This window comes from Klebsiella sp. RC2 (genome assembly GCF_014192815.1).
GTDB lineage: Bacteria > Pseudomonadota > Gammaproteobacteria > Enterobacterales > Enterobacteriaceae > Klebsiella > Klebsiella variicola.
This window is the reverse complement of the sequence record NZ_JACHYL010000006.1, coordinates 22,684-34,832: the sequence shown is the minus strand read 5'-3', so window position 1 is coordinate 34,832 and position 12,149 is coordinate 22,684. Positions and strand designations below refer to the sequence as shown.

General features: G+C 54.5%; 11 protein-coding genes. 10 read left to right on the top strand and 1 reads right to left on the bottom strand.

The window, feature by feature from the left end:
• Positions 1 to 22: 22 nt before the first annotated feature.
• Entirely contained in the window at positions 23 to 817 is a 795-nt protein-coding gene (map, locus tag FHW76_RS18405; protein WP_004204446.1) for a type I methionyl aminopeptidase, read from the bottom strand.
• 323 nt (positions 818 to 1,140) lie between these two features.
• Here map and rpsB point away from each other — a divergent pair, with 323 nt between their 5' ends.
• The 10 genes from rpsB (at position 1,141) to skp (ending at position 12,146) form a co-directional block, all read left to right on the top strand.
• Positions 1,141 to 1,866 carry a 30S ribosomal protein S2 gene (gene rpsB, locus FHW76_RS18400; RefSeq protein ID WP_008807356.1) on the top strand — a complete coding sequence of 242 codons (726 nt, stop codon included), beginning with the start codon at positions 1,141 to 1,143 and terminating at the stop codon, positions 1,864 to 1,866.
• 119 nt (positions 1,867 to 1,985) lie between these two features.
• Positions 1,986 to 2,837, top strand: coding sequence for a translation elongation factor Ts (tsf, locus tag FHW76_RS18395; RefSeq protein WP_004151930.1), 852 nt, complete (start codon positions 1,986 to 1,988; stop codon positions 2,835 to 2,837).
• A gap of 147 nt (positions 2,838 to 2,984) precedes the next feature.
• Entirely contained in the window at positions 2,985 to 3,710 is a 726-nt protein-coding gene (gene pyrH, locus FHW76_RS18390; RefSeq protein ID WP_004098747.1) for a UMP kinase, read from the top strand.
• 150 nt (positions 3,711 to 3,860) lie between these two features.
• Complete coding sequence (frr, locus tag FHW76_RS18385; RefSeq protein ID WP_002889308.1) at positions 3,861 to 4,418, top strand: ribosome recycling factor; 558 nt, start codon at positions 3,861 to 3,863, stop codon at positions 4,416 to 4,418.
• A gap of 227 nt (positions 4,419 to 4,645) precedes the next feature.
• Positions 4,646 to 5,848 carry a 1-deoxy-D-xylulose-5-phosphate reductoisomerase gene (ispC, locus tag FHW76_RS18380; RefSeq protein ID WP_046882478.1) on the top strand — a complete coding sequence of 401 codons (1,203 nt, stop codon included), beginning with the start codon at positions 4,646 to 4,648 and terminating at the stop codon, positions 5,846 to 5,848.
• A gap of 237 nt (positions 5,849 to 6,085) precedes the next feature.
• Positions 6,086 to 6,844 carry a (2E,6E)-farnesyl-diphosphate-specific ditrans,polycis-undecaprenyl-diphosphate synthase gene (gene ispU / locus FHW76_RS18375; protein ID WP_012968905.1) on the top strand — a complete coding sequence of 253 codons (759 nt, stop codon included), beginning with the start codon at positions 6,086 to 6,088 and terminating at the stop codon, positions 6,842 to 6,844.
• 12 nt (positions 6,845 to 6,856) lie between these two features.
• Positions 6,857 to 7,714, top strand: a complete 858-nt coding sequence (cdsA, locus tag FHW76_RS18370; RefSeq protein ID WP_008807353.1) for a phosphatidate cytidylyltransferase — start codon at positions 6,857 to 6,859, stop codon at positions 7,712 to 7,714.
• A gap of 11 nt (positions 7,715 to 7,725) precedes the next feature.
• Positions 7,726 to 9,078 (top strand): sigma E protease regulator RseP, encoded by a 1,353-nt coding sequence (rseP, locus tag FHW76_RS18365; RefSeq protein WP_008807352.1) that lies wholly within the window; start codon positions 7,726 to 7,728, stop codon positions 9,076 to 9,078.
• A gap of 31 nt (positions 9,079 to 9,109) precedes the next feature.
• Positions 9,110 to 11,539 (top strand): outer membrane protein assembly factor BamA, encoded by a 2,430-nt coding sequence (gene bamA, locus FHW76_RS18360; RefSeq protein ID WP_008807351.1) that lies wholly within the window; start codon positions 9,110 to 9,112, stop codon positions 11,537 to 11,539.
• A 121-nt stretch (positions 11,540 to 11,660) separates the two neighbouring features.
• Entirely contained in the window at positions 11,661 to 12,146 is a 486-nt protein-coding gene (gene skp / locus FHW76_RS18355) for a molecular chaperone Skp (protein WP_002889325.1), read from the top strand.
• Positions 12,147 to 12,149: the final 3 nt, after the last annotated feature.

Here is a 12,149-nt window from a genome sequence, read left to right as displayed (position 1 = left end):
GCCGGCGGGCGCCGGCTTTTCATCATTCATCGTGCGAGATTATCGCCGGGATGGTGTCATCCTTGCGTAGCGTCAGAATTTCGCAGCCGTTGTCTGTCACCACAATAGTATGCTCGTACTGCGCAGACAAGCTCCGGTCTTTAGTTTTCACCGTCCAGCCGTCTTTCATGCTGCGGATCTCTTTTTTACCCGCGTTGACCATCGGCTCGATGGTGAAAGTCATGCCGGGTTTGAGCACAACGTTGGTTTCCGGTGAGTCGTAGTGCAGCACCTGCGGCTCTTCATGGAAGCCGCGGCCGATACCGTGGCCACAGTATTCGCGCACCACGGAAAAACCTTCGGCTTCAACGTATTTCTGGATCGCCGCGCCGATAGTGCGCAGGTTGATCCCCGGCTTCACCATTTTCAGCGCCAGATACAGGCTTTCCTGAGTGATGCGGCACAGGCGCTCACCGAGAATCGTCGGTTTACCGACGATAAACATTTTGGAGGTGTCGCCATGGAAATCATCTTTAATGACCGTCACGTCGATGTTAACGATATCGCCATCTTTCAGCAGTTTGCCGTCGTCAGGGATACCGTGGCAAACTACTTCGTTGACCGAAATGCAGACGGACTTCGGATAGCCGTGATAGCCGAGGCAGGCGGAAATGGCCTTCTGCTCGTTAACGATATAGTCGTTACAGATGCGGTCCAGTTCACCGGTGCTGACGCCAGGTTTAACCCAGGGTTCGATCATTTCCAGCACTTCAGCGGCCAGGCGGCCGGCAACGCGCATTTTTTCAATGTCTTCAGATGTCTTGATAGAGATAGCCATGGAGTATGTCCAGCAGTGTCGATATTTTCGACAATAATAGAGTAAGTCCTGCCAATGGTAACAGTCCGGGCAGGCTGGTGCCAAATTGAGAATCATTAACAGCACGTGGCGTCAACAAGAGTTGGTGTCTGGGCGGATTTTGTGGTATAAAGCGCGCCGGACTTCCGTTCCATCTCAGATACACAAGGATGGGACGTAAGCGACATACTCATATTGTGTAAATAACACACACGTATCGACACATATTCCGGGGTGCCCTTTGGGGTCGGTAATATGGGATACGTGGAGGCATAACCCCAATTTAATCTATAGAGGTTTTAAACATGGCAACTGTTTCCATGCGCGACATGCTCAAGGCTGGTGTTCACTTTGGTCACCAGACCCGTTACTGGAACCCGAAAATGAAGCCTTTCATCTTCGGCGCGCGTAACAAAGTTCACATCATCAACCTTGAGAAAACGGTACCGATGTTCAACGAAGCTCTGGCTGAGCTGAACAAAATCTCTGCCCGTAAAGGCAAGATCCTGTTCGTGGGTACTAAGCGCGCTGCAAGCGAAGCGGTAAAAGAAGCTGCTAACAGCTGCGACCAGTTCTTCGTGAACCATCGCTGGCTGGGCGGTATGCTGACTAACTGGAAAACCGTTCGTCAGTCCATCAAACGTCTGAAAGACCTGGAAACTCAGTCCCAGGACGGTACTTTCGACAAGCTGACCAAGAAAGAAGCGCTGATGCGCACTCGTGAGCTGGACAAGCTGGAAAACAGCCTGGGCGGTATCAAAGACATGGGCGGCCTGCCGGACGCACTGTTCGTTATCGACGCTGACCACGAGCACATCGCTATCAAAGAAGCAAACAACCTGGGTATCCCGGTATTTGCTATCGTTGATACCAACTCTGATCCGGACGGCGTAGACTTCGTTATCCCGGGTAACGACGATGCAATCCGCGCAGTAAGCCTGTACCTGGGCGCTGTTGCTGCTACCGTTCGTGAAGGTCGCTCTCAGGACCTGGCTTCTCAGGCGGAAGAAAGCTTCGTAGAAGCTGAATAATAAGGTTTAAGCCCTTATTAGTACCGTGTATGAATAGGGGCCCATTACAGGCCCCTTTTTTCAATTTACGCTGTTTGGCCGTTGGCCGGGCAGTATCCACATCTCCCGAGGATTTTAGAATGGCTGAAATTACCGCTTCCCTGGTAAAAGAACTGCGCGAACGTACTGGCGCAGGCATGATGGATTGCAAAAAAGCGCTGACTGAAGCGAATGGCGACATCGAGCTGGCAATCGAAAACATGCGTAAATCCGGCGCGATCAAAGCGGCGAAGAAAGCAGGCAACGTGGCTGCTGACGGCGTGATCAAAACCAAAATCGAAGGCAACTACGGTTACATTCTGGAAGTTAACTGCCAGACTGACTTCGTTGCTAAAGATGGTGGTTTCCAGGCATTTGCTGACAAAGTACTGGACGCTGCTGTTGCGGGTAAAATCTCCGACGTTGAAGTTCTGAAAGCGCAGTTCGAAGAAGAACGCGTTGCGCTGGTTGCTAAAATCGGTGAGAACATCAACATCCGTCGTATCGCTGTTCTGGAAGGCGACGTTCTGGGTAGCTACCAGCACGGTGCGCGCATCGGTGTTCTGGTTGCCGCTAAAGGCGCTGACGAAGAGCTGGTTAAGCAGCTGGCAATGCACGTTGCTGCAAGCAAGCCGGAATTCGTTAAGCCGGAAGACGTGTCTGCTGAAGTGGTAGAGAAAGAGTACCAGGTTCAGCTGGACATCGCGATGCAGTCCGGTAAGCCGAAAGAAATCGCAGAGAAAATGGTTGAAGGCCGCATGAAGAAATTCACCGGCGAAGTTTCTCTGACGGGTCAGCCTTTCGTTATGGAGCCGAGCAAATCTGTTGGCCAGCTGCTGAAAGAGCACAACGCTGACGTGACTGGCTTCATCCGCTTTGAAGTGGGCGAAGGCATCGAGAAAGTTGAGACTGACTTTGCAGCAGAAGTTGCTGCGATGTCCAAGCAGTCTTAATTTTTACAAGGAGCCGCCTGAGGGCGGCTTCTTTTTGCGCCCATTTTGTAAATTCAGCCAACTGCGTATAGTGACCGCGCTGAAATGCGACATACAATGTCGCCAGAATTCTCATATCTCATTCGTTGACAGTCTCAGGAAAGAAACATGGCTACCAATGCAAAACCCGTCTACAAACGTATTCTGCTGAAATTAAGTGGCGAAGCGCTGCAGGGCTCAGAAGGCTTCGGTATTGATGCAAGCATACTTGACCGCATGGCTCAGGAGATCAAAGAGCTGGTCGAGCTGGGTATTCAGGTTGGCGTAGTAATTGGTGGTGGTAACCTGTTCCGTGGTGCTGGTCTGGCGAAAGCGGGTATGAACCGCGTTGTGGGCGACCACATGGGCATGCTGGCAACGGTCATGAACGGCCTGGCAATGCGTGATGCGCTCCACCGCGCCTATGTGAACGCTCGTCTGATGTCCGCCATCCCGCTGAACGGCGTGTGCGACAACTACAGCTGGGCAGAGGCGATCAGCCTGCTGCGCAACAACCGCGTGGTGATCCTCTCCGCAGGCACCGGCAACCCGTTCTTTACCACCGATTCCGCAGCCTGCCTGCGTGGTATTGAAATTGAAGCCGACGTGGTGCTGAAAGCGACCAAGGTTGACGGTGTGTTTACCGCGGATCCGGCAAAAGATCCTTCTGCCACCATGTACGATCAGCTGACCTACAGCGAAGTGCTGGATAAAGAGCTGAAAGTGATGGATCTGGCGGCCTTCACCCTGGCGCGTGACCACAAATTGCCGATTCGCGTCTTCAACATGAACAAACCCGGCGCCCTGCGTCGCGTGGTCATGGGCGAAAAAGAAGGCACATTGATCACGGAATAATTCCCGTCAGCGCCAAATCCGGGTAATATTCCGCTTTACTTTCGCGGGGATATTGCCCGGTGATTTTCATTAAATCTGACTATACTTAGCTCATTTTCCGACGGGTATCCCGTCTGGTCTGACTGAGACAAGCTTTCAAGGATTCGTAACGTGATTAGCGATATCAGAAAAGATGCTGAAATCCGCATGGAAAAATGCGTCGAAGCATTCAAAAACCAAATCAGCAAAATTCGCACGGGTCGTGCTTCTCCGAGCCTGCTGGACGGGATTGTTGTTGAATACTACGGTACGCCGACTCCGCTGCGCCAGCTGGCCAGCGTCACCGTCGAAGACTCCCGTACCCTGAAAATCAACGTCTTTGACCGTTCTATGTCTGCGGCTGTTGAAAAAGCGATCATGGCGTCTGACCTCGGTCTGAACCCAAGCTCCGCTGGCAGCGATATTCGTGTTCCGCTGCCGCCGCTGACCGAAGAGCGTCGTAAAGATCTGACCAAGATCGTCCGTGGCGAAGCTGAGCAGGCGCGTGTCGCCGTGCGTAACGTTCGCCGTGACGCGAACGACAAAGTTAAAGCGCTGCTGAAAGAGAAAGAGATCAGCGAAGATGACGATCGCCGTTCTCAGGACGACGTGCAGAAAATGACTGACGCCGCCATCAAGAAAGTTGACGCGGCGCTGGCAGATAAAGAAGCGGAACTGATGCAGTTCTGATGCTCTGCTGTTGCTCGGGCCGATACTTCCTGGCCTGAGTAAAATCTGAAACGCCGTACAGAAGACTGTACGCTCAATTCTCGGGATTGCGTTGAGCCGGCTGGCCTTGTAGCCTTTAGCGCTAAGTTGAAGGCCTGATGCCGCCGCCTTACCCCCGATAGTTGTCGCGTAGGGGCTTGCTGGCGGCGTTTTGCTTTTTATTCTGTTTCCTTTCTTCTGGACGTCTCATGAAGCAATTAACCGTTCTCGGTTCGACCGGCTCCATTGGCTGTAGCACGCTGGACGTGGTACGCCATAACCCTGGTTGCTTTTCCGTCGCCGCGCTGGTCGCGGGGAAAAACGTTGACCGCATGGTTGAACAATGCCTGGAATTTACTCCGCGTTACGCCGTGATGGATGATGCGCAAAGCGCTGAGCGGTTGCGCACCCGTCTGCATGAGCATGGCTGCCGTACCGAGGTGCTGAGCGGCCAGCAGGCGGCGGCTGAGGTCGCGGCGCTGGATGAGGTCGATCAGGTGATGGCGGCAATCGTCGGCGCGGCGGGGCTGGTACCGACGCTTGCGGCGATCCGCGCCGGGAAAACCGTGTTGTTGGCGAATAAAGAATCGCTGGTGACCTGCGGTCGCTTGTTCATGGAGGCCGTTCAGCGGTCGGGGGCGCGATTGCTGCCGGTCGATAGCGAACATAACGCGATTTTTCAGAGTATGCCGGAGACAATTCAACAGCATCTGGGATACGCTGACCTCACCCGGAATGGCGTCTCGTCCATTCTGTTAACCGGTTCCGGGGGGCCTTTCCGCGAGACGGACGTGGCTGAACTATCGGCGATGACCCCGGATCAGGCTTGCCGCCATCCCAACTGGTCGATGGGACGTAAGATCTCCGTCGATTCAGCCACGATGATGAACAAAGGTCTGGAATATATTGAAGCGCGCTGGCTGTTCAATGCTTCGGCGCAGCAGATGGAAGTGCTGATCCACCCGCAGTCGGTGATCCACTCGATGGTTCGCTATCAGGACGGCAGCGTGCTGGCCCAGCTTGGGGAGCCGGATATGCGCACGCCGATTGCCCATACCATGGGCTGGCCACAGCGCCTGAGCTCCGGGGTCAAACCACTGGACTTCTGCCAGCTGAGCAACCTGAGTTTCTCCGCACCGGACTACGCCCGCTATCCCTGCCTGAAGCTGGCGATGGACGCGTTTGAGGTCGGCCAGGCGGCCACCACGGCGCTGAATGCGGCCAATGAAGAGTCAGTTGCCGCGTTTCTGCATGGCGATATCCGCTTTACCGATATTGCGGCGGTGAATCTGGCGGTGCTGGATAAGATGAACCTGCAGGAGCCGCAAAGCATTGATGATGTTCTGGTTATCGACGCTGACGCTCGTGCGGTAGCTCACCAGCAGCTTAATCGTTTGGGCGCGCAGGCGTAACGCGGTGGTATTTGTGGGCGAAAGGCTTCGGTGATATAGTCTGCGCCACCCGATCGTTGCATTTTGTTGTTAAAGATTACGGTGGCCGTGGCAAAACACGGCTTTTTTGCGTAAAGCTTTTGGTTGTTCTCTGCGATTGGCTGCAGCCCCGGCATCGGATAAAAATGCGTATCCAGCGCGGCCCGGTGGCCTCTGTTTGGTGGCTAGTTAATCCTTATTATGGACTTAAAACGCGTGATGTTGTCTGCTAATCAAACTGTCAGCGAAATATCGCCAACTCATGGCTGCCGTCATGTCGCCATTATTATGGATGGCAACGGCCGTTGGGCGAAACGGCAAGGTAAAATTCGCGCTTTCGGGCACAAGGCCGGTGCGAAATCCGTGCGTCGCGCGGTCTCCTTCGCGGCGAATAATGGAATTGAGGCGTTAACGTTATACGCGTTCAGCAGCGAAAACTGGAACCGTCCAGCCCAGGAAGTCAGCGCGCTGATGGAACTGTTCGTCTGGGCGCTGGATAGCGAAGTCAAAAGTCTGCACCGACACAATGTGCGTTTGCGGGTCATTGGCGACACCACGCGCTTCAATGCGCGCCTGCAGGAACGCATCCGCAAAGCGGAAGCGTTGACCGCAAACAATACCGGCTTAACGCTGAACATTGCGGCAAATTACGGCGGTCGCTGGGATATTACCCAGGGCGTTCGTCTGCTGGCGAAACAAGTACAGGACGGGACGCTGCTGCCTGAAGAGATCACGGAAGAAATGCTGAGTCAGCAGGTCTGCATGCATGAACTGGCTCCCGTTGATTTAGTTATTAGGACCGGGGGAGAGCACCGAATAAGTAACTTTTTGATTTGGCAAATTGCCTATGCCGAACTTTACTTTACGGATGTTCTTTGGCCCGATTTTGCTGAACAGGACTTTGAAGGTGCACTCCATGCCTTTGTTAATCGAGAGCGTCGTTTCGGCGGCACTGAGCCGGGTGGCAGTCATGCCTGATGGGGGTCACTTTTGCTGAAGTATCGCCTGATATCTGCTTTCGTCTTAATTCCCGTCGTCATTGCGGCGCTGTTCTTATTGCCGCCGATGGGATTTGCTATCGTGACCCTCGTGGTCTGCATGCTCGCCGCGTGGGAGTGGGGGCAACTGAGCGGTTTCACCTCAACGTCGCAGCGGGTCTGGCTGGCGGTGCTGTGCGGCCTTCTGCTGGCTGCCATGCTTTTTCTGCTGCCTGAATACCATTATGACGTTCATCAACCGATGGTGGAAGGTTCACTATGGGCCTCATTCGCCTGGTGGATCGTCGCGCTGTTGCTGGTGTTATCGTACCCGGCGTCGGCGGCATTTTGGCGCCATTCCAAAGTGCTGCGCCTTATCTTCGGCATATTGACCATTGTTCCGTTTTTCTGGGGCATGCTGGCGCTGCGCGCCTGGCACTATACCGATAATCACTACAGCGGTGCGGTGTGGCTGCTGTACGTCATGATCCTGGTCTGGGGAGCCGACTCTGGCGCCTACATGTTTGGCAAAATGTTCGGCAAGCATAAGCTGGCGCCGAAGGTTTCACCGGGAAAAACCTGGCAGGGTTTTTTTGGCGGTTTGCTGACGGCGGCCGTGATCTCCTGGGCTTACGGGGTGTGGGCGCATCTTGACGTCACGCCGACGGTGCTGCTGGTCTGTTCCGTGGTGGCGGCCCTGGCTTCCGTGCTGGGCGATCTGACGGAAAGTATGTTTAAGCGCGAGGCCGGCATTAAGGATAGCGGGCACTTGATTCCCGGACACGGCGGTATTCTCGATCGTATCGACAGCCTGACGGCGGCGGTACCGGTCTTCGCCTGTCTGCTACTGTTGGTCTTCAGGACGATTTGACGGAAGGTTATATGCTGAGCGTGCTCTGGAATCTGGCGGCTTTTATCATTGCGCTTGGCGTACTGATTACGGTGCATGAGTTTGGCCATTTTTGGGTGGCGCGCCGCTGCGGCATCCGGGTTGAGCGTTTTTCTATCGGCTTTGGCAAAGCGCTGTGGCGGCGGATGGATAAGCAGGGCACGGAGTTCGTGATTGCCCTGATCCCGCTGGGCGGCTACGTCAAGATGCTGGACGAGCGCGTCGAGGCGGTGGCGCCGGAGATGCGCCACTACGCCTTCAACAATAAAACCGTCGGCCAGCGTGCGGCGGTGATTGCCGCCGGCCCCATCGCTAACTTCATTTTCGCTATCTTTGCTTACTGGCTGGTCTTTATTATCGGTGTTCCTGGCGTGCGGCCGGTGGTGGGTGAAATAACGCCCAATTCGGTTGCCGCGCAAGCACAAATTGCAAAAGGAACGGAACTTAAAGCGATAGATGGTATCGAAACGCCTGATTGGGATGCGGTGCGTATGCAGCTGGTCGCCAAAATCGGCAACCCGCAAACAATACTTACCGTCGCCCCTTTCGGGACCAATCAGCGCCAGGATAAAATCGTCGATCTGCGGCACTGGGCGTTTGAGCCAGACAAGCAAGATCCCGTGACCTCGCTGGGGATCCAGCCGCGCAGCGCGCAGATTGATACGGTGCTGGCGGAGGTCCAGACGGGCTCGGCAGCTCAGAAAGCGGGTTTGCAAGCGGGCGACCGGATCGTTAAAGTCGATGGTCAACCGTTAACGCAGTGGATGACGTTTGTTAATCTGGTGCGAGATAATCCGGGCAAAGCGCTGGCGCTGGAGATTGAACGGCAGGGGAGTGCGCTGCCGTTAACCCTGACGCCGGATGCGAAAACGGTAAAAGGTAAGGCAGAAGGGTTCGCAGGGGTGGTGCCAAAGGTCATCCCGCTACCTGAGGAATACAAGACAGTACGTCAGTACGGACCGTTTGCCGCCATCGCTGAAGCCACGGATAAAACCTGGCAGCTGATGTCACTGACGGTCAGGATGCTGGGTAAATTGATAACCGGTGATGTCAAACTGAACAACCTCAGTGGGCCGATCTCTATCGCTCAGGGGGCTGGAATGTCAGCGGAGTTTGGGTTGATTTATTATCTGATGTTCCTTGCGCTGATTAGCGTGAACCTCGGAATCATCAACCTGTTCCCACTGCCCGTACTGGATGGGGGACATCTGCTGTTTTTAGCGATCGAAAAGCTGAAGGGCGGGCCGGTATCCGAGCGAGTTCAAGACTTTAGTTATCGCATTGGCTCAATACTGCTGGTGCTGTTAATGGGGCTTGCACTTTTCAATGATTTCTCTCGGTTATAAGAGAGTTTGTTAGGAAGAACGCATAATAACGATGGCGATGAAAAAGTTGCTCATAGCGTCGCTGCTGTTTAGCAGCGCGACTGTATACGGTGCTGAAGGGTTCGTGGTGAAGGACATTCATTTCGAAGGCTTGCAGCGTGTCGCTGTTGGTGCGGCCCTCCTCAGTATGCCAGTGCGTCCTGGCGATACGGTGACCGACGATGATATCAGTAACACTATTCGCGCGCTGTTTGCCACTGGCAACTTTGAGGACGTCCGCGTCCTGCGCGATGGTGATACCCTGCTGGTGCAGGTGAAAGAGCGTCCGACGATCGCCAGCATCACCTTCTCCGGCAATAAGTCGGTGAAAGATGACATGCTCAAGCAGAACCTCGAGGCCTCTGGTGTTCGGGTGGGCGAGTCGCTTGACCGCACGACCATCGCGGATATCGAGAAGGGTCTGGAGGATTTCTACTACAGCGTTGGTAAATACAGCGCCAGCGTCAAAGCGGTTGTGACGCCGCTGCCGCGTAACCGTGTCGATCTGAAGCTGGTCTTCCAGGAAGGCGTCTCCGCAAAAATTCAGCAGATCAATATCGTCGGCAACCATGCGTTTTCGACCGATGAACTGATCTCCCACTTCCAGCTGCGCGATGAGGTACCGTGGTGGAACGTGGTCGGCGACCGTAAATACCAGAAGCAGAAGCTGGCGGGCGACCTTGAAACCCTGCGCAGCTACTATCTGGATCGCGGTTATGCCCGTTTCAACATCGATTCTACTCAGGTTAGCCTGACGCCGGACAAGAAAGGGATCTACATTACCGTCAACATCACCGAAGGCGATCAGTACAAGCTTTCCGGGGTGCAGGTAACGGGCGATCTCGCGGGCCATTCGGCCGAAATCGAAGCGCTGACCAAAGTCGAGCCGGGCGAACTGTACAACGGCGCGAAAGTAACCAAGATGGAAAACGACATCAAGAAACTGTTGGGTCGTTATGGTTACGCCTATCCGCGCGTTCAGTCGCAGCCGGAAATCAACGACAGCGATAAGACCGTCAAACTGCACGTCAACGTCGATGCGGGTAACCGCTATTATGTGCGTAAAATTCGCTTCGAAGGTAACGACACCTCCAAAGATGCCGTCCTGCGCCGCGAAATGCGCCAGATGGAAGGCGCATGGCTGGGGAGCGATCTCGTCGATCAGGGTAAAGACCGTCTCAACCGTTTAGGCTTCTTCGAAACGGTGGATACCGATACCCAACGCGTGCCGGGCAGCCCGGACCAGGTCGACGTTGTCTACAAGGTGAAAGAGCGTAACACCGGTAGCTTCAACTTCGGTATCGGCTACGGTACCGAAAGCGGCGTCAGCTTCCAGGCGGGCGTCCAGCAGGATAACTGGTTAGGTACCGGTTATGCGGTCGGGATCAACGGCACCAAAAACGATTACCAGACCTATACCGAACTGTCGGTGACCAACCCGTACTTCACCGTTGACGGTGTGAGCCTCGGCGGCCGTATCTTCTATAATGACTTTGATGCGAACGATGCGGATCTGTCTGACTATACCAACAAAAGCTATGGTACAGACGTCACGCTGGGCTTCCCGGTCAACGAATACAACACGCTGCGCGCCGGGGTCGGTTATGTTCATAACTCCCTGTCCAATATGCAGCCGCAGGTGGCGATGTGGCGTTACCTGAACTCGATGGGCCAGTATCCGGACAACACCAACGACCGGAACTCGTTCAGTGCGAATGACTTCACCTTCAACTACGGTTGGACCTATAACAAGCTTGACCGCGGCTTCTTCCCAACGGAAGGTTCGCGCGTCAACCTGAACGGTAAAGTGACCATTCCGGGCTCAGACAACGAATACTACAAAGCGACGCTGGATACCGCCACCTATGTGCCGATCGACAACGATCACCAGTGGGTAGTGCTGGGTCGTACCCGCTTTGGCTATGGCGATGGTATCGGCGGCAAAGAGATGCCGTTCTATGAGAACTTCTATGCCGGTGGTTCCAGCACCGTGCGTGGCTTCCAGTCGAACACCATTGGTCCGAAGGCGGTGTACTTCCCGTCGAGCAGCCGTCATGATGGCGATAGCGGTTATACCAATGACTGTAAGAGCACCGAATCCGCGCCGTGTAAATCCGATGATGCGGTGGGCGGTAACGCGATGGCGGTGGCCAGCCTGGAGCTGATTACCCCGACGCCGTTTATTAGTGACAAATATGCGAACTCGGTCCGTACTTCCGTCTTCTGGGATATGGGTACCGTATGGGATACTCACTGGGATTCGAACGCCTATGGCGGTTACCCGGATTACAGTGATCCGAGCAACATCCGTATGTCTGCGGGTATTGCCGTGCAGTGGATGTCGCCGTTGGGGCCGTTGGTCTTCTCCTACGCCCAACCGTTCAAAAAGTACGATGGAGACAAAGCCGAACAGTTCCAGTTTAACATTGGTAAAACCTGGTAATTGTTGGCGGCAACGGAATGCAAGTGCAGTATAGCGCTGACTGTAGGCGATAACGCGGTTATCGCCTCGCCACGCAAATAACGGTACCCCTGGGTACTCATGGGATGGTAAGGAGTTTATTGTGAAAAAGTGGTTATTAGCTGCAGGTCTGGGTTTGGCAATGGTAACTTCCGCTCAGGCGGCAGATAAAATTGCCCTGGTGAACATGAACAGCCTGTTCCAACAGGTTGCCCAGAAAACTGGCGTTTCCAACACGCTGGAAAACGAGTTCAAAGGCCGCGCTAGCGAACTGCAGCGTATGGAAGGCGACCTGCAGTCTAAAATGCAGCGTCTGCAGTCCATGAAGCCGGGCGCCGATCGTACCAAACTGGAAAAAGACGTGATGGCTCAGCGCCAGACCTTCTCCCAGAAAGCGCAGGCGTTTGAACAGGATCGCGCACGTCGTTCCAACGAAGAGCGTGGCAAACTGGTTACCCGCATCCAGACTGCTGTACAGAGCGTAGCGAAAGATCAGAGCATCGATCTGGTGGTTGACGCAAATGCCGTTGCATACAACAGCAGCGATGTAAAAGACATCACCGCTGATGTGCTGAAACAGGTTAAATAAGTA